The organism is Actinophytocola glycyrrhizae, assembly GCF_042653545.1.
GTDB classification, from domain to species: domain Bacteria; phylum Actinomycetota; class Actinomycetes; order Mycobacteriales; family Pseudonocardiaceae; genus Actinophytocola; species Actinophytocola glycyrrhizae.
This window is the reverse complement of the sequence record NZ_JBHSIS010000006.1, coordinates 1034649-1056376: the sequence shown is the minus strand read 5'-3', so window position 1 is coordinate 1056376 and position 21728 is coordinate 1034649. Positions and strand designations below refer to the sequence as shown.

19 protein-coding genes are annotated in these 21728 nt (G+C 70.5%); 9 read left to right on the top strand and 10 right to left on the bottom strand.

What is annotated here, in order from left to right; translation table 11 throughout:
• Nucleotides 1–175: 175 nt before the first annotated feature.
• The 4 genes from ACFPCV_RS15770 to ACFPCV_RS15755 form a co-directional block, all read right to left on the bottom strand.
• Nucleotides 176–946, bottom strand: coding sequence for a DUF6802 family protein (locus ACFPCV_RS15770; RefSeq protein ID WP_378056874.1), 771 nt, complete (start codon nucleotides 944–946; stop codon nucleotides 176–178).
• Between the two features lie 85 nt (nucleotides 947–1031).
• Nucleotides 1032–2867 (bottom strand): dynamin family protein, encoded by a 1836-nt coding sequence (locus ACFPCV_RS15765; protein ID WP_378056873.1) that lies wholly within the window; start codon nucleotides 2865–2867, stop codon nucleotides 1032–1034.
• Nucleotides 2864–3406 (bottom strand): nucleotide exchange factor GrpE, encoded by a 543-nt coding sequence (grpE, locus tag ACFPCV_RS15760; protein WP_378056872.1) that lies wholly within the window; start codon nucleotides 3404–3406, stop codon nucleotides 2864–2866. Before grpE ends, ACFPCV_RS15765 begins: the two co-directional genes overlap by 4 nt.
• A 5-nt stretch (nucleotides 3407–3411) precedes the next feature.
• A complete protein-coding gene (locus ACFPCV_RS15755; protein WP_378056871.1) occupies nucleotides 3412–4998 on the bottom strand; it encodes a dynamin family protein in 1587 nt (528 codons plus the stop codon).
• Between the two features lie 920 nt (nucleotides 4999–5918).
• Here ACFPCV_RS15755 and ACFPCV_RS15750 point away from each other — a divergent pair.
• The 8 genes from ACFPCV_RS15750 (at nucleotide 5919) to ACFPCV_RS15715 (ending at nucleotide 13891) form a co-directional block, all read left to right on the top strand.
• Nucleotides 5919–7076 (top strand): sensor histidine kinase, encoded by a 1158-nt coding sequence (locus ACFPCV_RS15750; RefSeq protein ID WP_465251562.1) that lies wholly within the window; start codon nucleotides 5919–5921, stop codon nucleotides 7074–7076.
• A gap of 103 nt (nucleotides 7077–7179) precedes the next feature.
• Nucleotides 7180–7836, top strand: coding sequence for a response regulator (locus ACFPCV_RS15745; RefSeq protein WP_378056952.1), 657 nt, complete (start codon nucleotides 7180–7182; stop codon nucleotides 7834–7836).
• Between the two features lie 196 nt (nucleotides 7837–8032).
• The gene (locus ACFPCV_RS15740) at nucleotides 8033–8983 is read left to right on the top strand and encodes an ABC transporter ATP-binding protein (protein WP_378056870.1); all 951 of its coding nucleotides are present in this window, start codon (nucleotides 8033–8035) and stop codon (nucleotides 8981–8983) included.
• 4 nt (nucleotides 8984–8987) lie between these two features.
• Nucleotides 8988–9749 carry an ABC transporter permease gene (locus ACFPCV_RS15735; protein WP_378056869.1) on the top strand — a complete coding sequence of 254 codons (762 nt, stop codon included), beginning with the start codon at nucleotides 8988–8990 and terminating at the stop codon, nucleotides 9747–9749.
• A 323-nt stretch (nucleotides 9750–10072) separates the two neighbouring features.
• Complete coding sequence (locus ACFPCV_RS15730; RefSeq protein ID WP_378056868.1) at nucleotides 10073–10681, top strand: hypothetical protein; 609 nt, start codon at nucleotides 10073–10075, stop codon at nucleotides 10679–10681.
• A gap of 62 nt (nucleotides 10682–10743) precedes the next feature.
• Nucleotides 10744–11388: a tRNA (guanosine(46)-N7)-methyltransferase TrmB gene (gene trmB / locus ACFPCV_RS15725; protein WP_378056951.1), complete on the top strand. Its 645-nt coding sequence runs from the start codon at nucleotides 10744–10746 to the stop codon at nucleotides 11386–11388.
• Nucleotides 11389–11534: 146 nt separating this feature from the next.
• Entirely contained in the window at nucleotides 11535–12575 is a 1041-nt protein-coding gene (locus tag ACFPCV_RS15720; RefSeq protein WP_378056867.1) for a nitric oxide synthase oxygenase, read from the top strand.
• 20 nt (nucleotides 12576–12595) lie between these two features.
• Nucleotides 12596–13891: an amidohydrolase family protein gene (locus tag ACFPCV_RS15715; protein ID WP_378056866.1), complete on the top strand. Its 1296-nt coding sequence runs from the start codon at nucleotides 12596–12598 to the stop codon at nucleotides 13889–13891.
• Here ACFPCV_RS15715 and ACFPCV_RS15710 read toward each other — a convergent pair.
• The 5 genes from ACFPCV_RS15710 to ACFPCV_RS15690 all read right to left on the bottom strand — a co-directional run bounded on the left by ACFPCV_RS15710 (nucleotide 13888) and on the right by ACFPCV_RS15690 (nucleotide 20145).
• The gene (locus tag ACFPCV_RS15710) at nucleotides 13888–14523 is read right to left on the bottom strand and encodes a hypothetical protein (protein ID WP_378056865.1); all 636 of its coding nucleotides are present in this window, start codon (nucleotides 14521–14523) and stop codon (nucleotides 13888–13890) included. The two genes, ACFPCV_RS15715 and ACFPCV_RS15710, sit on opposite strands and share 4 nt — an antisense overlap.
• Complete coding sequence (locus ACFPCV_RS15705) at nucleotides 14523–15212, bottom strand: SDR family oxidoreductase (protein ID WP_378056864.1); 690 nt, start codon at nucleotides 15210–15212, stop codon at nucleotides 14523–14525. The genes ACFPCV_RS15710 and ACFPCV_RS15705 overlap by 1 nt, the downstream gene beginning before the upstream one ends.
• 9 nt (nucleotides 15213–15221) lie before the next feature.
• Nucleotides 15222–17246, bottom strand: coding sequence for a PhoX family protein (locus ACFPCV_RS15700; RefSeq protein ID WP_378056863.1), 2025 nt, complete (start codon nucleotides 17244–17246; stop codon nucleotides 15222–15224).
• Nucleotides 17247–17291: 45 nt separating this feature from the next.
• Nucleotides 17292–19331 (bottom strand): PhoX family protein, encoded by a 2040-nt coding sequence (locus ACFPCV_RS15695; RefSeq protein WP_378056862.1) that lies wholly within the window; start codon nucleotides 19329–19331, stop codon nucleotides 17292–17294.
• 172 nt (nucleotides 19332–19503) lie between these two features.
• The gene (locus ACFPCV_RS15690; protein ID WP_378056861.1) at nucleotides 19504–20145 is read right to left on the bottom strand and encodes an LUD domain-containing protein; all 642 of its coding nucleotides are present in this window, start codon (nucleotides 20143–20145) and stop codon (nucleotides 19504–19506) included.
• Nucleotides 20146–20255: 110 nt separating this feature from the next.
• Between ACFPCV_RS15690 and ACFPCV_RS15685 the strand changes: the two genes are divergently transcribed.
• Nucleotides 20256–20654 carry a winged helix-turn-helix transcriptional regulator gene (locus ACFPCV_RS15685; protein ID WP_378056860.1) on the top strand — a complete coding sequence of 133 codons (399 nt, stop codon included), beginning with the start codon at nucleotides 20256–20258 and terminating at the stop codon, nucleotides 20652–20654.
• On the opposite strand, the gene ACFPCV_RS15680 is transcribed toward ACFPCV_RS15685, so the two are convergent.
• Nucleotides 20629–21720 (bottom strand): inositol-3-phosphate synthase, encoded by a 1092-nt coding sequence (locus ACFPCV_RS15680; RefSeq protein WP_378056859.1) that lies wholly within the window; start codon nucleotides 21718–21720, stop codon nucleotides 20629–20631. The genes ACFPCV_RS15685 and ACFPCV_RS15680 overlap by 26 nt on opposite strands.
• Between the last annotated feature and the right edge of the window lie 8 nt (nucleotides 21721–21728).

The window sequence follows — 21728 nt, the reverse complement described above, 5'->3', positions numbered from 1 at the left end:
ACCACAGGCAGACAGCTCAAACGAGGACTGACGTGTCGGGTCGGCCACAAGACCGATTCGGATATCGATTCAGTACACAGATGTACGAGTGGTCTAACGCACAAAAGCCGATCCCGGCAGGCAGAACGCCTGCCGGGATCGGCTGGGTGGCTGTCAGGTGAAGGAGTGGTTCAGGTCACCGGTCGGCCCAGACGGCGTCCGAGGACGCCGAGGACGAGGACGAGCCGCTGTCGGGCACGTACTCGCCGGAGGAGTCGATGCGGCCCTCCTCGGTGGTGGTCCACTCGTCTTCACCGGTGTGCTCGGCGACGGTCACGTCGCCGTCGGACTCGATGATCACGGCCTGGTCGGCTTCGCCGTCGGCGTCGGTGTCGGTGAAGGCGTAGGTGGTGCCGTCCGCGTCCGTCACGACCGCGGTGTCGTTGGTGCCGTCGCCATCGGTGTCGTACGTGGCCGGACCCGCGTCCACGTCCTCGCCCGGCATGTCGACGGTGATGCTCTCGCCGCCGGAGCCGGAGGTGCCGGTCGTGTCGTCGGTGTCCGTGGTGTCGGTGCCGCCGGTGCCGGACCCATCGGCATCGTCGGCGCCGTCACCGGTCGGCGTCGGGAGGTTCTCGACGTCCTCCTCGGTCCACTCGCCCGTCGTCTCGTCGTACTCGGCGCCCGCGATCGGGTTGCCCTCCGAGTCGTACTCGACGGCGACGTCCGCCGTCCCGTCCCCGTCGGTGTCCGCGAACGCGAGGTAGCCGTCCTCGGTCTCGACGACGGCGGTGTCGTTCTGGCCGTCGGCGTCGAGGTCGACGTTCTCCTCGGCGTGGTACTCCTCGCCGTCGATCTCGACGGTCAGGTCGTCCTGACCCGTCGTGTCGGCCGAGTCCTCGGTGTAGCCGGTCGAGTCCTCGGTGGTGTCGGTCGTGTCAGCGGCGGTGTCGTCGTCCACGTACACGGGGTGCCCCCTTAACAGTGCTTCTGCGTTGTTGCATGTATGACTGACGGTGGGTCCGGTCGGTTCCCTCGACAATTCGCGAGGGTCACGTACGGTCCCGGACCGAGCGGATGCTCGCGAGGAGCTTCTCCGCCCGTTCCCGGCCGGCTGTGATGTCGGCCAGGCGTTTGTTGACCGCGTTGAGGCGCTTCGTCCGTTCCGCGGTGTCCAGGCGCAGTGCCTTGTCTACCTCACGGAGCTCTTCTTCGATACCCGCGATGCGTTTTCCGAGTGCCTCGTCGAGGGAGAGGGACAGCTGCTGCTCCGCCTCGATCAGCTGCTCGGCCAGCAGCTGGTCCACAGTGGAACGGGCGTCCGCGATGGCCTCGGTCAGCCACTGCTTCATGTGCTGCTTGTCGGCGGAGTGCTTGCGGGTCGACGAGAGCCACCAGCCCGCGCCGAGTGCGATGGCGATCGTCGGCACGAGCAGGATCGGCGCCGCGACCACCCCGGCGAGCGGCAGCAGCGCCATCTTGCCCGCGCTGAGCCCGCCGGTGGCGCCCATGAAGACCAGCAGCTTGTCCTCGGTGGTGGGCGGGCGCTTCTCGGTTGGCCGCACGACGATCGGCTGCCCGGCCCGGGCGAACTGCGCGCGGATCACCGCCAGCTCGTCCTGCGTGAACAGCTCGCCGAGCACGGTCTCCGCGACCTGGTTCAGGCGGAAGGCGATGGCCTGGCTGATCCGGCCGGACACCATCTGCAGCGCGGCGTCCACCTGCTGGGGCAGCTCACGCAGCTTCTCCTTGTCCGCGGCGTCGATGGCCTGCCGGAACCACGACTGCACATCGCGCATCTGCCGTTGCACTTCGTGGTTGTTCTCCACGCGGGTGCGCTGGATCTCCGAGCGCATGCGCACCTGCCAGCCCTTGGTGGACGACCTGCGCTCCGAGGTCAGCTCGTCCTTGCGGGCCCGCAGCGTCTCGGCCTCGTCCTCACCGGTGGACAGCGCCCGCTTCTCGGACTCGAGCCGGACCCGCAGCTCGGACAGCGCGGTCGACAGGGACCGCATGGTGTTGGCCTCGCCGAGCATCGCCGACCGGCCGCCGATGAGGTTCACGAGCGAGTCCCGCAGCTCGTCCACCCCGGACCGCTCACGCAGCATCGCCGCGGCCTCCGCGCTGGGCGCCTTCCCCGCCATGTCGTACATCCGGGCGGACACCGGGTGGAACTTCGCGCCCGCGAACCGGGGCGCGTGCTCGGCGAGCAGCGCCTGGTCCTCCTCGAGCACCTGCCGCCAGCCGCGGTAGGCATCCACTTTGGACAACGCGAACACGACGGTCTCGACGCTCTCGCCGACGTTCGCGAGGAAGTTCAGCTCGCCGACGGTGAACGGCGCGGACGCGTCGACGACGAACAGCAGCGCGGTCGCGGAGGCGGCGGCCTCCTTGGCCAGCTCGCCGTGCATCGAGTCGAGGCCACCGACACCTGGGGTGTCCACGATGGACAGCTTGCCCAGCAGCTCGGCGGGGCCGTCGATCTCCACGTAGCGGGGCGGCAGGTGACCGCCGGGCAGCTCGTGCGCGGCCGACACCCAGTTGACCAGCTCCGGCAGCTCGATCGGCACCGGCGCGACCTGCCCCGGGTAGCAGGCACGGGCCTGCCACTCCTCCGCGTGCCCGAACACCAGGTAGGTCGCGGTGGCCACCTCGGCGTCCACCGGCGAGAGCCCCGGCTGGCCGACGAGCGCGTTGACGAGCGAGCTCTTGCCGCGGTTGGTCTCGCCGACCACCACCGCGGACGGCTGGCTCCTGCGCTTGCCCCTGATCTCCTCGACCCAGCGCGCCGAGTCGGGGTTGACGTCCTTGAGCAGCGCCAGCAGCTTCTCGCGGGTCGCCTTGACCTGCTGTGGCAGCGAGGGTTTCTGTTGCGCGGGTGCGGTCACGACGCGCCCTTGCTGTAGACCGTCACGATCGGCACGCGCAGCACCTCGCCGCGGTCGGAGAATCCCACCACCTCGGTCTCGGCGACCACGCCGTCGAGTGCCTCGTCCTCGGTGGCGACCGTGCCGCCCGCCTCGTGGTACGCCGGGTCGAACCGGACGCCGTCGGGGCGGATCGCGTCGACGCCGACCCCGGCGAGCCCTTCCTCCAGCCGCTCCACCACGCCCGCGCTGCGGGCCCGGTCGAGCGCGTAGAGGCACAGCGCCACCAGCGACCTGCGCTCGGCGAGCGCCTGGTCCAGCGCGACGGCCTCCGCGCTGGACGGTGCCTCCTCCTGCTCGGTGAAGTCGCCGCCGGAAACCAGCCCGTCGGCCGCGATGCCGGCCTGCGGCCCCACCTGCTGCCGCGGTGGCTGCTGCTGCTCGGCGGCCCGGACCGCGTCGGCGATCACGTGTGCCTTCACCTCGATGGTCGGGTCGGTCTCCGCCTCCTCGACCTCGGTGCCGTTGCCGTTCTCACGGCGCTTGAACCACGATGCCATGTGCCTCACCCCGCCTGTTCGCGAAGCTGTTGCCAGATAAGGAAATACGCGCGGTGCACGACGTGTGCGACGCGGCTCTGCGCCGGTGTCGCGCCGAACGACGCGAACGACCGCCACCACCCGGCCCGCTCCAGGGCATAGGCGGAAAGTTCTTTGACCGGCCTGCCTCTGAGGCCGAGCTGCTCGCCGATGTCGGCGCTGCTGCCCACCCGCAGCACCTCCTCGGCGAGGTCCTCCGGCATGGCGACCGCGCCGGACGTGACGAGCGTGAGCGCCTCAAGCAGGCGCAGCTGGTGCGCCTCCGGCTTGGCGAGCAGCACCTCGATGGCGTCGTGGACCCGTTGCCGCTCACCGGGATCGCCGGACGCGTGCGCGAGCGCGGTGACCGAGGCGAGCGCGGCGGCCGCCTTGATGCCGTCGGCGCGGGCACGGAACACGGCGTCGAGCTTGCCGCGCACACCGGAGAGCCCGGACGCGTTCAGCAGCACGCGGCGCAGCGTGCCCGCGGTCATGTCGGGGTCGCGACGCAACGCGTCGACGGCGGTGCGGATGCCGTACAGGTCGAGCTTCTCCAGCAGGAGCGTCCTGGTGGCGGCGGGCACCTCGCACTCCCAGGTGACGAAGATGTCCGCGGACATCAGCATCGTCTCCCAGGTCGCGTCGTCCAGTTTGGACAGCGCGCGCAGCGCGTCGGCGTCGGCGGAGGTGAACCCGCCGGACTCGGCGGACTCGGCGAGCAGCCCGATCACCGGGATCACGTCGGCGACGCGGGGCTTGAGCGTGGCGGCCTGCTTCTCGGCGAGCAGCGCGGCGGCCTTCCACACGTCGCCGTCCGAGCCCGCCACCGACTCCGGCGCGATCGTGTCGGCCTTGTTGAGGATGGCGATCGCGTTGACCGGGCCCGCCTCGCGCGACGCGGTGGCGGCGGTGAACGCGGCGAGCGCCTGCTGGTCGTCGGCACGCACACCCTGGGTCACGACGTACAGGACGGCCTCCGCGCCCGCGACGGCGCTGCGGGAGGTGTCGTCGAGGTCGTCGGTGCCCTCTTCCTCCCCGGCACCTTCCGCACCGTCCTCCGGCTTGCGGTGCTTGGCGGCGCCGAGGAGCTGCTCGGTGCGCTTGACCGACGCGGCGTCCAGCGAGCCGAGGCCGGGGGTGTCGATGACCGTGAGGTCACGCAGCACGGCGTTGGTCAGGTACGCCTCGAGGTGGGAGACCTTGTCGAAGTCGACCTCGAGGTCGTTGGGGATCATGCCGTCCGCCGAGAACGGCAGCACCTGCTTGCGCCCGTCGTCGAACACGATCTCCACGCGGTCGACGGTGCCATACTGGAAACGGGTGACCAGCCGGGTGCACTCACCGACGTCGGTGGGCGCGACCCGCCGCCCGATCAGGGCGTTGACCAGCGTGGACTTGCCGGACTTGATGCGCCCGGCAACCGCGACCTGCAGCGGCGCGGACAGCCGCCGCAGCACTTCGCGGAACCCGGCGGCCGTACGCGCGGAAACCTGCGGCTGCAGGCGCGTGCACAGGTGGGCCACCGCGGCCGACAACGGACCGGCGAGGTGCTGCTGCTCGGTAGCCGTCGTCATGTCACCCCCGTTCGAACAGCGTGCGTCCGTGCAGGTGTGATCGTGCCATGGCGGTCCGGTACGCGGGGCCGGGTCCTACCGATCGACGGACCAGACGGCAACACTGCGACGGCGGCCATGCGCGGGCCGGCACCCAGCTCAACGGCCCGCACCACGAACACGGCCACCCACCGCCGTCCCGAAAGACGCTTTTGGGACGTTGAGCGCCCCGAAAGCGCCGTTCGGGGCACCGGCGGACACCGCAGGGCGGGCTGGTGCTGTGAAAGGCGCGTTGACGGCACAACAAGTGCCGTGAATGGGCCTTTTAGGGCGTTGAGTGCCCTGAAAGCGCCTTTCAGGGCATCGCCAACGCCGTCAACGCGCCTTTCACAGCACCAAAGCCAGGGCGCCACGCGCCCGGCCCCGCGAAGCGGGGCTTCAACCCGACGCACCCCCGACGGTGGCGCAAGCCCAACCCAAGGGGCTCCCTGCCATCCCGTCGACCTGGCAACGCCCGATCACACCGCGTCAAGGGGGGCCAGAAGCCCGAATCACCACAGGCAAGAATCGGCCCCCCTTGGCGCGGTGTGATAGCCCGCAGGGAGGTCGACGGGATGGCAGGCAGACCCGAACCCAACCGCCGCGAACAACCCTCCGCCACCCCCGAGACCTGCCCGTCCGGCGAGGACAAAACCCACTCACCTGCGAAAAGCCGCGAAACGGCCGGAACGCAACCCCCACCCGAACCCGGGGGCGTCCCGCCATGCCAGTCTACCGGCCCCCGCCGACAAAACAAGACACACAAGCCCAACTGTGGATAACTACCCCAGCTGTGGACAACTGGAGTCAGCCGCGCGGAGTAGACGTGATCAGACCTCGGCCTGACGCCCCGGGTGGCGGCGGCTGCCTACGCTGAGCAGGTGCGGCGGCTGAGCCTGTGGATGAAGGCGCACCCCATGGTCGGGGACACGCTGCTTGCTGCCGTCATCGCGTCGTTCGACCTGCTGATCTTCGTTGCCAGGGCCGCCGTGACACCTGCGGGGGAGCCGGCGCCCGAGCCCTGGTACATCACGTTGCCGCTGATCGTCGCCGTGGTGTTGCCGATCGTGTTCCGGCGGAAGTACCCGATCACCGCGGCCTACCTGACGCTCGGGCTCGGGGTCGTGCACTCGTTGCTGGAGATCGGCGTCGCGAGCATGTTCACCGCGTGTATCGCGTTGTACACGCTCGTCGCGTACGTGGGCAGGCGCAGTGCGTTGCTGTTCCTGGCGGTCAACGAGGTCGTCACCCTCGTGCAGACCCCGTGGCAGTTCCCGGAGCAGTGGGTCATCACGTTGATCGTCGTGAACCTGTCGCTCGCGTTCTCGTGGGCACTCGGCGAGTTCGTCGGGGCGCGCCGTGCCTACCAAGCCGAGCTGGAGCAGCGGCTGCGGTTGCTGGAGACCGAACGGGACCAGCAGGCGCGGATCGCGGTCGCGGAGGAGCGGGCGCGGATCGCGCGTGAGCTGCACGACGTGGTCGCGCACGCGGTCAGCGTGATGGTGGTGCAGGCGGATGGTGCCGCGTACGCCGTGCGGTCCCAGCCGGACCTCGCCGAGCGGGCCGTGAACACGATCGCCAGCACCGGCCGGGACGCGCTGACCGAGCTGCGCAGGCTCCTCGGCGTGCTGCGCAGCGAGGACGCGGGCGGGGAACGCACCCCGCAGCCGGGCACGCGGTCGCTTTCGGAGCTGGCAGCACGGGTGCGCGCGGTCGGGTTGCCGGTGCAGCTCGACATCGTCGGCAACGTGGACGACCTGCCCGCGGGGGTGGGGCTCGGGATCTACCGGATCGTGCAGGAGGCGCTGACGAACTCGCTCAAGCACGCCGGGCCCGGTACGGCCGCGACCGTGCGGGTCGCGCGGACCGGCGACCGCGTCGATCTGTCCATCGTGGACAACGGGCGGCGGTCGAGCCGGTCGCTCGTCGGGGTGTCCGGTGGCAACGGGCTGATCGGCATGCGCGAGCGGGCGCTGGTGTTCGGCGGGACGCTGGCGGCCGGGCCGCGTGCCGGCGGCGGCTGGGAAGTGACGGCGAGCCTGCCGTTCGGCAGTGGCTAGCGCGTGCCCCTGGTTACCTCAGGGGGAGCCTCCGACGGTCCGCGGTGGCGCCGGGTCAGGACCAACACTTTCAGGTCCGGGGAGGCGGGCTAGCGTGGGCTACGTGATCCGGGTGCTGTTGGTCGACGACCAGGAACTCATGCGTGTCGGTTTCCGCATGGTTCTCGGCGCGCAGGAGGACATGGAGATCGTCGGCGAGGCGGGCAACGGCGAGGAGGCGGTGCGGCTCGCGGAGGAGCACCGGCCGGACGTCGTGTTGATGGACGTGCGGATGCCGGTGCTCGACGGCGTGGAGGCCACGAAGCTGATCACCGAGCGGGGGCTCGCGAAGGTACTCGTCATGACGACCTTCGACCTCGACGAGTACGCCTTGTCGGCGTTGCGCAACGGCGCGAGCGGTTTCCTGTTGAAGGACACGCCGTCGGTGCAGCTGGTCGCGGCGCTGCGGTCGGTCGCCAGTGGTGACGCGGTCGTGTCGCCGAGTGTCACGCGGCGCCTGCTGGACCGGTTCCTCGGCGCGGCGGGCGGGGAGCTGCGGGACGCGTCGATCCTGGAGGTGCTCACCGAACGGGAGCGCGAGGTGCTGCTGCTGATGGCGCAGGGCCTGTCCAACACCGAGATCGCGCGGAAGCTGTTCCTCTCCGAGGCGACGGTCAAGACCCACGTCGGTCGCGTGCTGTCCAAACTGGACCTCCGGGACCGGGTGCAGGCGGTCGTGCTCGCCTACGAGACGGGTCTGGTGCGTCCCGGCGAGGGGTGACCGGGGGTCACCCCTACCTCAGGATGATCACGAATCAGGGTCACCTCAGGGTGGTAACCGATTCCGCCACCCTGTGGGTTGATGGAGGCTACTCCCAGAAGCTGACCCGGACTGGCGACCACAGGTGGACGTGCGGGAACACCGCGTACGACCAGTATTTGCCCCAGGGGACAAACGAAACTTTCAGGGAGAGACCATGATTGAGGCAGTCGGCCTCAGCAAGCGATACGGGAAGACGCTCGCCGTCGACAACCTGTCGTTCTCGGTCCAGTCGGGGCGGGTCACGGGCTTCCTCGGCCCGAACGGGGCGGGCAAGTCCACGACGATGCGGATGATCCTGGGGCTGGACAAGCCGTCCGCGGGCAGCGTCCGGATCGACGGCAAGCGCTACCGGGAGCTGCACAACCCGCTGCGCACCGTCGGCGCGCTGCTCGACGCCAAGTGGGTGCACCCGAACCGGTCGGCCCGCGCGCACCTGCGCTGGCTCGCGAAGTCCAACAGGCTCTCGGCCAAGCGCGTCGACGAGGTGCTCGACCTCGTCGGCCTCACCGATGTGGCCAACCGCCGCGCGGGCGGGTTCTCGCTCGGCATGTCGCAGCGGCTGGGCATCGCGGCCTCGCTGCTCGGCGACCCGCAGGTGCTGCTGTTCGACGAGCCGGTCAACGGTCTCGACCCGGAGGGCATCCTGTGGATCCGCCGGTTCATGCACCGGCTGGCCGACGAGGGCAGGACCGTGTTCGTGTCCAGCCACCTGCTCTCGGAGATGGCGCTGACCGCGCAGGAACTGATCGTGATCGGCAGGGGGAAGCTGATCGCGCAGTGCAGCACCGAGGAGTTCGTCGCGCAGGCGACGGAGAGCACCGTGCTGGTGCGCAGCCCGCAGCTCCCGGTGCTGCGTTCCGCGCTCGGTGAGCTGGGGGCGAGCATCCGCGACGACGGCGAGAGCCTGGTCGTCTCCGGGATGGACATCGCCAAGATCGGCGAGCTGGCCGCGGCGAAGAACATCGCCCTGCACGAGCTGAGCCCGCAGCGCGGTTCGCTCGAGGAGGCCTTCATCCAGCTGACCGGTGACGCCGTCGAGTACCACGCCGCGCTGGGCGACGCCGCTCCCGCGCAGCCCGCCGACCTGATGAAGCTGGGGAAGTGACCTGATGACTCTGCTGGCAGTCGAACGAATCAAGCTCTTCACCACGCGGTCCCCGCTGTGGTGCACGCTGGCCGCGCTGGCGATCACCATCGGTTTCGCCGCGCTGATCGCCGGGGTGGACACCGAGAACCTGCCCACGATCGCCTCGACCCAGTTCGGCATGAACTTCGGCCTGATGGTGATCATGGTGATGGCCACGCTGGCGATCACCACCGAGTACCGGTTCGGCACGATCCGGGCCACGTTCCAGGCGGTGCCCAACCGGCCCGCGGCACTGCTCGCCAAGACGACGGTCGTCGCGGTGTTCGCCGGGATCATCGGCGAGCTGGCCGCGTTCGGCGCGGTCGGGATCTCCAAGCTGATCCAGTCGGGCGCGGACCTCGGCATCAACACGCCGTTCGAGTGGCGTGCCACCGCGGGTGTCGGCCTGGTCTACGCGCTCGCCGCGGTCGTCGCGGTCGCGGTCGGCGCACTGATCCGCCACTCGGCCGGCGCGGTGTCACTGCTGCTGATCTACGTGCTGCTCGTGGAGAGCCTGGTCGCGCTGATCCCGAACGTCGGCGACGACATCCAGAAGTGGATGCCGTTCTACGTGGTCAACAAGTTCCTGACCGGCGACCCGGACGTCACGAACCGGGCGGTCAGCGAGGGCCCGCCGCCGTCGCTGTCGACGCTGAGCCCATGGATGTCGCTGGCCTACTTCGCCGGCTTCGCCCTGGTGATGCTGCTCGTGGCGCTGTTCACGACCAACAAGCGGGACGCGTAGCACTCGGGGGAGTTGCTGCGTCGTCACGGGGGAAGGGGCCCGGGTCACCGTTCGGGGGGTGGCTCGGGTCCCTTATTTTGTCTGCCATTCGAGTGAAAAAGCCACCGAATGCCCACCGTAAGGTAACGGCCCGGACTAGCCGGTCGATGTGCCATGTGGGAGGGATTTGGTGTTGTACACCACACGGCGCGGTTAAGACCACGTTAAGTCGCCGTGATCCCGCCCACAGGATGCGGACAGACCCGGTTGATTGAGGTCATATCGAATCAGTAGCAGTCCCCAACCCGCCCCGACTCCACACGGGCGCACCTGGAGGTGGACTTGTGACGGTGGTTGACACCGGCCCAACTGCTGATGCCGCGGGCGCGGCAGAAGAGCAACGGCGCTCGTCACACCAACCGTCCACGGCCGAGGCGTTACGGGTCGAGCCGCTCCTCGGCCTCGAATGGTCTGCGGCCACCGAACAGTGGGGCGGCGAACAGGACGCCACCACTCCGGCGGAGACCCGGCGTTCCTGGCTGCACCGCGCACCGGAACAGCAGGTCCTCGCCCTGTACCGCACGATCCACGAGGCCGATCCGGCCGCGCCCGCGCCCTGGTGGCTGCGGGCACTCGCGGCGGGCACGCTGTCCTCCCGGCTCGAGGGTTACACGGTCGAGGACCGGGTCGCGAAGCTGCTCACCGCGCGCACCGGCTGGGTGTACGTGCCGTGGGGTCCCGACGGCGACTCCGGTTTCTGGGAGTACGTGCCCTCGGAACGCAAGCTGACCGCACCGGGCGTGCCGACCACGCTCATGCTGACCGACCGGCACACCGGCTGGATCGACGTGATCCGCGTGCATCCCAGCGAGGCCGACCCCGCGCCGGTCGCGGTGGCCGGTCTCGCGGACCTGCGGGCGAACCTGGCGAGAGTGGAATCGCTCGCCCCCTAGGCTCTCCCACCGTGGACGCACCCAGGCGCACTGTCGTCAGCTTCGTGAACCGCGGCGGCCGGATGACCGTCGGGCAGACCCGTGCGTGGGAACGGCACTGGCCATCGCTGGGCCGGGACATCGCCGCCCTGCCACCCGGCCCGCTGGACCTGGACGGGTGGTTCGGCCGGTCCGCGCCGGTGATGCTGGAGATCGGGTCGGGCATGGGTGAGACCACCGCCCAGCTCGCCGAGGCCGCGCCGGACGTGAACTACGTGGCGGTCGACGTGTACCAGCCGGGGCTGGCGCAGCTGATGATGCGGGCCGGGACCGCGGGCCTCACCAACCTGCGCCTGCTGCGCGGGGACGCGGTCGTGCTGCTCGAACAGCACCTGCCCGGGCAGTCGCTGTCCGGGGTGCGGATCTTCTACCCGGACCCGTGGCCGAAGAAGAAGCACCACAAGCGCAGGCTGGTGCAGCCCTCGCTGGTGTCGGTGGTGGCCTCGCGGCTCGTGCCCGGCGGCACGCTGCACCTCGCGACCGACTGGGAGCACTACGCGGAGCACATGATGGAGGTGTGCTCCGCGGAGCCGCACCTGCGGAACCTCTACCCGGACGAGCACGGTGGCTGGGCGCCCCGCCCCCCGTGGCGGCCGCTGACCAAGTTCGAGAGCCGCGCAGAGGAGGAGGGGCGGGTCAGCCGTGACCTCATCTTCGAGCGGGTGTGACCGGATCGGGTGGTTCTTGGCTACCGGAGGTAACGCGCAGGCAGCGAAATGACCGGTTCCGGACCGACCGACCGTAGCTTTTCCACACGACACGCCACACGTCCAGGTAATCCAGTACCGCACAACCGGGGCCGATACCCAATGGTGTGACCGCACTGCGCGACGAGCCCGTCCTCACTCCGGTGCCCGCCCCCGCGCGACCGCGGCTGCGAGCGCAGTCGCTCTATGGCGAGGCCGAGGAGTTCATCCGCGCGTTCCACCACGCGAGACCGAAGGCGGGGCAGGTGGAGGCGCGGCTCGCGAAGGTCCGCGAGGAGATCACGGCCACCGGCACCTACCGCCACAAACCCGCCGAGCTGGCCTACGGCGCCCGGCTCGCGCTGCGGGACAGCGGGTGGTGCCCGGCGAACGTGCCGTGGCGCGGGCTGCTGGTGCGGGACCTGCGGCAGATCCGCGACAGCACCGAGGTCGCCGCCCAGTGCGTGCAGCACCTGCGGATGTCGACGAACGAGGGCGCCGTGCGCCCGATGGTGAGCGTGTTCGCGCCGGACACCCCGTGGCGGCCCGGCCCCCGGATCCGCAACGACCAGCTGGTCCGCTACGCCGGGTACGCCGAGCCGGGCCGCGTGCTCGGCGACCGCAGGTACGTCGACTTCACGACCGCCGTGTGCCGACTCGGCTGGCGCCCGCCGACCGGGCGCACCGCGTTCGACAAGCTGCCGCTGGTGGTGCAGACCCCGCACGAGGGGGTCTCGCTGTTCCCGCTGCCCAGGGACGTGGTGCGGGAGGTGCCGCTCGAGCACCCGGAGCTGCCGTGGTTCGCCACGCTCGGGCTGCGCTGGCACGCGGTGCCGGTGATCAGCAACCGCAGGCTGCGGATCGGCGGCATCTCCTACCCGGCCGCGCCGTACAACGGGGTGTACATCTGCCAGGCCATCGGCGAGGACGTGCTGGCCGACGACGCCGCGTACGGGCTCGCCCGGGTGGTCGCCGACCGGCTCGGCCTGGACACCACCTCGGACCGGACGCTGTGGCGGGACCGCGCGGTCGTGGAGCTGAACCGCGCGGTGCTCCACTCGTTCGACGCGGCGGGCGTGACGATCAGGCACTCGGTGGAGGGGTTCCTGCCCGCGACCGACGGCGGTTCCCGGCCCGCGTTCACCACCTGGGAGGACGTTCCGCTGTAGGCCCCTGGCAGGATCGCGGCATGTTCCGTCTGCGTGCCCCGATCGTCCTGCCCTGCGACCCGTCGTGCGGTGTCCTGCGGGACGCGGTGGTGGACGTCGACTCGTCCGGCCGCCTCGGCTACGTCGGCCCGGCGGACACCGCGCCCGCGTCGGACGCGCCCGTGCGGTCGCTGGACGGCATCCTCATGCCCGGCATGATCAACGTGCACGCGCACAGCCCGATGACGGTGCTGCGCGGCATGGGCGGCGACCTGCCGCTGTTGCGGTGGCTGCAGGAGGTCATCTGGCCCGCTGAGGCGCTGCTGACCCCGTCGGACATCGAAACCGGCATGCTGCTCGGCTCGGTGGAGATGCTGCGGGGCGGCATCACGACCAGCGTCGAGCAGTACTTCCAGCCGGACCACCTGGTGCGGGCCGTGCTCGCGACCGGGGCCAGGATGGTGCTGGGGCCCGCGATCGTCGACACCGCGGGGTGGCGCTGGCGTGCGCAGCTCGACGAGGTCAGCGCACGCATCGACGTCGACGGGCTGCGGCCGCACGACCGCATCGAGATCGGCTACGGCCCGCACTCGGCGTACACGCTGTCGGCCGACGCGCTGACGATGGTCGCCGAGGCCGCCCGCGCCCGGGACGCGCTGCTGCTGATGCACGTGGCGGAGTCGGCGGGCGAGGACGCGGCGCAGCGGGCGTCGCACGGGTCGGTGCCGAAGCTGCTGAAGTCGGCCGGGCTGCTCGGCGGGCGGGTGCTGGCCGCGCACTCGGTGCACCTGTCGGACGCGGACATCGAGATCTTCGCGGACAACGGGGTCGCGGTCGCGCACTGCCCCGGCTCGAACGCGAAGCTGGCGTCGGGCATCGCGCGGGTGCCGGAGCTGCGCGCGGCCGGGGTGCCGGTGGGGCTGGGCACGGACGGCCCGGCCAGCAACGACGACCTCGACCTGTGGGAGGAGATGCGGCTGACCGCGCTCCTCGCCCGGCTGGCGACGATGGACTCCGCGGTGCTGACCGCGGCGGACGTGCTGCTGATGGCGACCAGAGGTGGCGCGGAAGCGTTGTCGCGCACCGACATCGGCGTGCTGGAAACCGGCCGCTGGGCCGACGTCGTGCATGTCGACACGTCGACCGAGGCGTTCGCGGCCGGGCTGTCGGTGCCCGACGAGCACCTGCTGGCCAACCTCGTGTGGGGCGCGAACGCCCGCAACGTGCGGGACGTGTGGGTCGGCGGCGAACAGGTGGTCGCGGACCGCGAACCGACGAGGGTCGACCGCGCGAAGGTGCAGGCACAGGCCGGTGCGGTGACGGCCCGCCTGCGCTAACCGCTGCTGGCGAACCGGTAGACGACGGTGGTGCGGGAGTCCGGGGCCGCGAACGCCTCCGCCTCACCGGTGTAGACCGCGACGAGCGTGTCGTCGTCGCGCCACCACGAGTCCGCGAGGCCCTCGACCTCCGGCACCAGCTCGTACTCGTCGAGGTCGACGACCGCAACCTGGTCGCCGGTGAACCGGGTGACCTGGTGCGCGTTCGCGGCCGCGTGGTTGGCGAGCGCCAGCGACTCCACCCAGCCCTCGACGGTCGCGTGCAGCGGCACCCAGTGGTCGCCGTGGATGCCGAACTCGCCGGTCGGGCCGATCATGAAGCCGTACGGCACCGAGGTGCGCCGCGGTCCGGCCTCGAACCACCAGCCCTCGTCCGGGGACGGCTCCGGGGTGTCGGCGTTGAGGTAGCGGGGGCCGCCGTCGTAGAGCGGCGCGGGCGGGCACGCGAGCCCGCCCCACCGGCGCTGGTAGTCGGCCACCCGGTCGATCTCGGCGGGCGGGACGCCGAACCCGAGCCACTGCTCCCGCCACGCCGCGACGTCGAGCGCGTCGACGCGCACGCAGTGGGCACGCACGAACGCGCGGGCACGCTGGGTCAGCCCGTCCGGCACCCCCACCGGGTCCCAGTTCATCAGCGGTTCGGCTGCCGGATCACGATCTCGTGCACGTGTGCGTCGCGCGGGGTCTCGATCGCGGCCTTCACCACGCCCGCGACCGACTCCGGGCGCATGTACTTCTCCGGCACGTAGTCGCCGCCCTCGAAGTCCCGGACCGCCTTCTGCATGTCGGTGGCCGTGCGGCCGGGGTGCACGGAGGTGACGCGCAGGCCGTTCGGTTCCTCCTCCGCGCGCAGGACGTCCGAGTAGGCCCGCAGCGCGAACTTGCTGGCCGAGTACGCGCCCCAGCCGGGGTTCGCCTTGAGCCCGGAGCCGGAGTTGATCAGGACGACGTGGCCTTCCGCCGCGCGCAGGGCGGGCAGCAGGAGCCGGGTCAGCTCCACGACCGCCACCACGTTCAGCTCGTACGAATCCCGCCAGTCCGCCGCCGTGACCTCGGTCAGCGCACCGAGCCGGGAGATGCCCGCCGAGTGCACGAGCACGTCGAGGCGGTCGATGCCGGCCACCGCGGCCGCCAGCGCCCGGTCGTCGGTCAGCTCCACCGGCCACGGGCGGGCCGACGGCAGCCCGGCGGCCTGCGACGACAACGCCTCCTCGTCGCGGCCGCCGAGCAGCAGGTCGTGGGTGCCCGCGAGGGAATCGGCGACGGCCATGCCGATTCCCCTCGACGCGCCGGTGATCAGGGCGAGCGGACGATCAGTCATGCCTCCACTCTACGAACGGTAGACAGCCACCACCGACGGCCTCGGCTGCGTGTCGCCGCCGTCCGGCCAGTGCGACGCCGGGTTGTCCGCGCTCGCGCCGTCCAGCTCACCGGGGTGCTGCACCGACACCAGCACGAAGTCGTCGTCGATGACCGGCCCGCACGCCTCCGCACCGGCGGGCACGGTCAGGAACTGCTTGACGTGCCCGCGTTCGCGGCCTTCCAGCGGCACCGCGAACACGCCGTCGTTGAAGTCCAGCGCGTTGCCGTCCGTGGAGATCCACAGGTTGCCCCTGCTGTCGAACGCCACGTTGTCCGGGCACGAGATCGGGCTGACCTGGCTCTTGTCGTACCCGCCGAAGTACGTGTCGTCCGCGGCCGGGTCGCCGCAGACCAGGAACAGCTGCCAGGAGAACGTGGTCGCCGTGTTGTCGTCGCGGCGCTCAGCCAGCTCCAGCACGTGCCCGTGCCGGTTCCGCACCCGCGGGTTGACCTCGGTCGCGCCTTCCTTGCCGGGGTTGCCGCGTTCGCTGTTGTTGGTCAGCGCCGCGTACATCCTGCGGTTGCGCAGGCTCGGCTCCACGTCCTCCGGCCGGTCCATCTTCGTCGCGCCGACCACGTCGGCCGCCGCGCGGGTGAAGACGTAGACCTCCTCGGCGGTGAAGCCGGGCACGAGCGACCTGTCGTTGTGCGCCAACGGGATCCACTCGCCGGAGCCGTCGAACTCGCCGTCGGACGGGAGGCGGCCGGAGCCGTCGATCTCGGCCGCGGGGCTGTCGCCGGTGAACTTCGCGACGTACAGCGTGCCCGAGTCGAGCAGCCTCTTGTTGTGCTCACGGGCGTGGCGGCCCTCGCCGCGTTTGAACTTCCCGTCGGAGACGAACTTGTACAGGTACTCGAACCGCTCGTCGTCGCCCATGTACGCGACGACCCGGCCGTCGCGGGCCACGATGACGTTCGCGCCCTCGTGCTTGAACCGGCCCAGCGCCGTGTGCTTGACCGGGTTCTCGTGCGGCGAGCGCGGGTCGATCTCCACGATCCAGCCGAACCGGTTGGCCTCGTTGGGTTCCTTGGCCAGGTCGTACCGGTCGTCGAACCGTTCCCACTTGCGTTCGGTCGCGCCTGCCGGGAAGCCGTAGCGGGCGAGCCGGGCGCGGGCCACCGGGTCGGTCACGGCGTCTGCGTTGGCGAAGTACTGGTTGACGTTCTCCTCGCCGGACAGGATCGTGCCCCACGGCGTGACCCCGCCCGCGCAGTTGTTCTTCGTGCCGAGCACGGTCCGGCCCGCCGGATCGGCGCTGGTGCGCAGCAGCAGCGAGCCGGCGGCCGGGCCACGCACCGTGAACGGGGTGCGCAGCGTGATCCGCCGGTTGTAGTGCCGGTCGAGCTTCACCTCGAGCCGCCCCGCGCGGTCGCGCTCCACCACCACGACCGACAGCCCGTGCGCTGCCCACGCGATCTCGGCCTGCTCACGGGTCGGGTTGGCGGGGTCCCAGCCGTGGAACATGTGGTTCTCGCTGGTGTACTCGTGGTTGGACACCATGAGGTACCGGTCGCGGCCGAGCGGCACGAGACCGCAGAAGTCGTTGTTGAACCCGAACTGCCTGGCCTGCGCGGCCGCGGACTGGTTGGCGAAGTCCCATTCGGGCGCGTCCGGCAGCACCGGGTCACCCCAGCGGATCAGGACGTCCTGCTCGTAGCCGTCCGGCACGACGACCGCGTCGAGGGTGTTGGGGGCGACCGGGGTGAAGTCCAGTCCGTGCCCCGGCCTGCCCGTCTTGCCGGGAGCCGCGGCGACCGGCGCGGAGACCGTCGCCATGCTCGCACCGGCGGCGGCGAGGACGGCACCGGCCTTCAGCACGTTGCGGCGGCTGACGATCTCCCGGACGACGTCGCCGAAGTAGGGGTTGTCCGAGGTGTTGGGCGCCTCGTGGGCACACGCGTCCCCGCACCGGTACCGGCAGGTGGTGGCCGCGCGCCGGGGTGAATGGCCGGTGAACAGTGGCAGAAGTTTTCGTCCGTCAGCAGGGAACATCAGCCGACCGTAGAACGACTGATGTCCCCTGCCAAGAGGAACGGGTCAGCGGCGCTTCTTCCACACCGCCACGACCGAGGGCCTCGGCTGCGAGTCGCCGCCGTCCGGCCAGTGCGACAGCGGGTTGTCCGCGCTCGCGCCGTCCAGCTCACCGGGGTGCTGCACCGACACCAGCACGAAGTCGTCGGTCACGACCGGCCCGCAGGTCTCCGCACCGTCGGGCACCGTCAGGAACTGCTTGACGTGCCCGCGCTCGCGGCCCTCGACCGGCACCGCGAACAGGCCGTCGTTGTGCGACAGCGCGTTGCCGTCCGTGGAGATCCACAGGTTGCCCTTGCTGTCGAACGCCACGTTGTCCGGGCACGAGATCGGGCTGACCTGCGTCTTGTCGTAGCCCGCGAAGTAGGTGTCCGGCGAGTTCGGGTCACCGCAGAGCAGCAGCACCTTCCAGGAGAACCGGGTGCCGGTGTGGTCGCCGCCGCGCTCCGCCAGCTCCAGCACGTGCCCGTGCTTGTTGGCCACGCGCGGGTTGGGCTCGGTCGGGCCCTCCCTGCCCGCCTTGCCGCGGTCGGTGTTGTTGGTGAGCGCGGCGTAGATGCGGCCGTTGCGCAGGCTCGGCTCGACGTCCTCCGGCCGGTCCATCTTGGTCGGGCCGACGACGTCGGCCGCGAGGCGCGTGAAGACGTACACCTCCTCCGCGGTGAAGCCGGGCACGAACGACCTGTCGTTGTGCGCCAGCGGGATCCACTCGCCGGAGCCGTCGAACTCGCCGTCGGCCGGGACCGTGCCGGAGCCGTCGATCTCGGCGGCCGGGCTGTCGCCGGTGAACTTCGCGACGTACAGCGTGCCCGAGTCGAGCAGCTTCTTGTTGTGCTCACGGGCGTAGCGGCTGTTGCCCGGCTTGTACCTGCCGTCGGTGACGAACTTGTACATGTAGTCGAACCGCTCGTCGTCGCCCATGTAGGCGACCACGTGCCCGTTCCGCGCGACGATCACGTTCGCGCCCTCGTGCTTGAACCGGCCGAGCGCGGTGTGCTTCACCGGCGCCGAGTGCGGGTCGAGCGGGTCGATCTCGACGACCCAGCCGAACCGGTTGGCCTCGTTGGGTTCCCGCGCGAGGTCGAAACGCTTGTCGAACCGCTCCCACTTGCGCTGCGACGCGCCGCCCGAGAGGCCGTAGCGGCTGTTGCGTGCCTTGGCGACCGGGTCGGTGACGGCGTCGGCGTTGGCGAAGTACTGGTTGAAGTTCTCCTCGCCGGACAGGATCGTGCCCCACGGTGTGACCCCGCCCGCGCAGTTGTTCTGCGTGCCGAGTACGCGGCGCCCGGTCGGGTCGGCCGAGGTCCTCAGGTACTTCGAGCCCGCGGCCGGGCCCCGCACCGCGAACGGGGTGGTCATCGTGACGCGGCGGTTGTAGTGCCGGTCCAGCTTCACCTCGAGACCACCGCGGCGGTTCTCCTCGACCACGACGACCGACAGCCCGTGCGCGGCCCACGCGATCTCCACCTGCTCGCGGGTCGGGTTGGCCGGGTCGTAGCCGAAGAACATGGCCGACTCGGTCGTGTACTCGTGGTTGGACACCATGAGGTACCGGTCGCGGCCGAGCGGCACGAGACCGCAGAAGTCGTTGTTGTAGCCGAACTGCCTGGCCTGCGCGGCCGCGGTCTGGTTGGCGAAGTCGAACCGCGGCGCGCCCGGGAGCACCGGGTCGCCCCAGCGGATCACCACGTCCTGCTCGTAGCCCTTCGGCACGACCAGCGCGTCGAGGTCGTTCGGGGCGACCGGTTCGAAGTCAAGGCCGCCGCCGTGCCCACCGCCGTGCCGCCCCGGCGTCGCGACCGAGGTCCCGGCGCCGACGGTGGCCAGGCCGGCACCCGCGACCGCGATCACCGCACCCGCCTTGAGCATCTTGCGCCGGTCGACGACGTCGGCGACCACGTCGGCGAAGTAGGTGTTGTCCGAGGTGTTCGGCGCGTCGTGCGCGCAGGCGTTGCCGCACCGGTAGAGGCAGGTGATCGAGGACCGGCCGCCCTTGGGGTTGCTGGTGAACAACGGGAGGAGCCGGGGTTTGTCGGCTGGGGACACGCTTGGCCTCCACTGTCAGGTCTGGGAACGGCCCGACGCTAGGAGGCGAAGACCAGCGGCATGCGTGGTCCGGGTGAAGTCAGGATGAACAGCTGATTGTCCGCGCCGGTCACACGGACTGTGATCAGGTGATCGCACTCCAGCACGCCGAAGCCCTGCGTCGAACCCGGGTTCAGAAGCCGATCGCCTCCCTGGTCAGCACGACGGTCGCACGGTCGGACAGGAACTCCCGCTCCAGGATGAGGGTCTTGCCCACGGCCGAGTCCATGCCCCGCTCCCGCATGACGTTCCGCACGAGCGGCAGGCTGTGGGCGCGGACGCGACGCAGCGCGGTGTCGAGGTCGGGGACGACCTTCTGCGCGCCGACGACGTAGACCACCTGCTCCGCGCCCGCGGCGTACGGGCCCAGTTGGCTGCCGGTGAACGAGGTCACGACCAGCAGGCCGTCCTCGGTGACCGCGTGCACGCTGCCGAGGATCACCTCCGGCGTGGCGCCGATGGTGATCTGCGCGCGGATGTCGGCCGGGTCGACGCCCGCGAGCCTGGCTCGGACGGAGACGAACTCGCCGCCCTCGTCGATGTCGGCGCCCAGGCCGGAGAGGCGGACGCTCTCACTGTTGGCGGTGAAGATCGCCTTGTCGCGGGGGAGCAGGTCGCGGACGAGCGCGCGGGCGTCGGCGACGGTGTCGACGACGTGCGTGGTGTAGTTGCGCTCGGACAGGCCCTTGGCGGCCCGGCTGATCGCCTCGTGGTCGGCGGGCCGGGCGAACGCCTGGTCGACGGGCAGCGGGTCTGTGGTGGCCTCGATGGTCATGAAGTTCCCTTTCAAGGGCAGTTCCGACTGGTAACTGACCCCATCGTGAGGAACTATGGTGACGCTGAGAAGAAGGCACCTTTTTCTGCTTCGGTGAGCTGGAGGTAACCGTGGAGCTAGCGGACGCGCCGGACCCCCGGCTGTGTCACGCGCGCCACATCCTGGACCGCGTCGGCGACAAGTGGTCGATCTCGGTGATCTACTCGCTCGGCGCCACCACGCTGCGGTTCACCGAGCTGCGCCGCGCGATCGACGGCATCAGCCAGCGCATGCTGACCTCGACCCTGCGCACGCTGGAACGGGACGGGCTCGTCGAGCGCACCGTCCACCCCGTGGTGCCGCCCCGCGTCGACTACCGGCTCACGAAGCTCGGCCTGACCCTGTCCGAGACCGTGTGCGCGCTGATGAACTGGGCCGTCGACCACTCCGGCGAGATCGACGAGGCCCGCGCGGCGTACGACCGCCGCGCGGACCACCAGCCGGTCAGCGCTCCAGCTCACCCGCGATGAACTTCTCCACCGCGTCGTAGGCCTCCGTGTCGGAGTACTGCTCCGGCGGCGACTTCATGAAGTACGACGACGCCGAGAGGATCGGGCCGCCGATGCCGCGGTCCAGTGCGATCTTCGCGGCACGCACCGCGTCGATGATCACGCCGGCCGAGTTCGGGGAGTCCCAGACCTCCAGCTTGTACTCCAGGTTCAGCGGCGTGTCGCCGAACGACTTGCCCTCCAGGCGCACGTAGGCCCACTTGCGGTCGTCCAGCCACGGCACGTGGTCGGACGGGCCGATGTGCACGTCCGCCTTCGCCATCTCGTGCGGGATCTGCGAGGTCACCGACTGCGTCTTGGAGATCTTCTTCGACTGGAGCCGCTTGCGCTCCAGCATGTTCATGAAGTCCATGTTGCCGCCGAAGTTGAGCTGGTAGGTGCGCAGCAGCTCGACCCCCCGGTCCTCGAACAGCTTCGCCATCACCCGGTGGGTGATGGTGGCGCCGACCTGGGACTTGATGTCGTCACCGACGATCGGCACGCCCGCCTCGGTGAACTTGGCCGCCCACTCCGGGTCCGACGCGATGAACACCGGGAGCGCGTTGACGAACGCCACCCCGGCGTCGATCGCGCACTGGGCGTAGAAGCGGTCCGCGTCCTCGGAGCCCACCGGCAGGTAGGACACCAGCACGTCGACCTTCGCCTCACGCAGTGCCGCGACGATGTCGACCGGCTCCTCGTCGGACTCGGTGATGATCTCGCTGTAGTACTCGCCGAGGCCGTCGAACGTGTGGCCGCGCTGGACGGTCACGCCGAGCGGCGGGACGTCACAGATCTTGATCGTGTTGTTCTCGCTCGCGACGATCGCCTCGGAGAGGTCGCGGCCGACCTTCTTGGCGTCCACGTCGAACGCGGCGACGAACTCCACGTCCCGTACGTGGTAGTCGCCGAACTGCACGTGCATCAGACCGGGGACGCGGGTCTCCGGGTCGGCGTCACGGTAGTAGTGGACGCCCTGCACCAGCGACGCGGCACAGTTGCCAACGCCGATGATGGCCACCCGGACGCTGCGACGCTGTTCGCCCATGCCGGTTC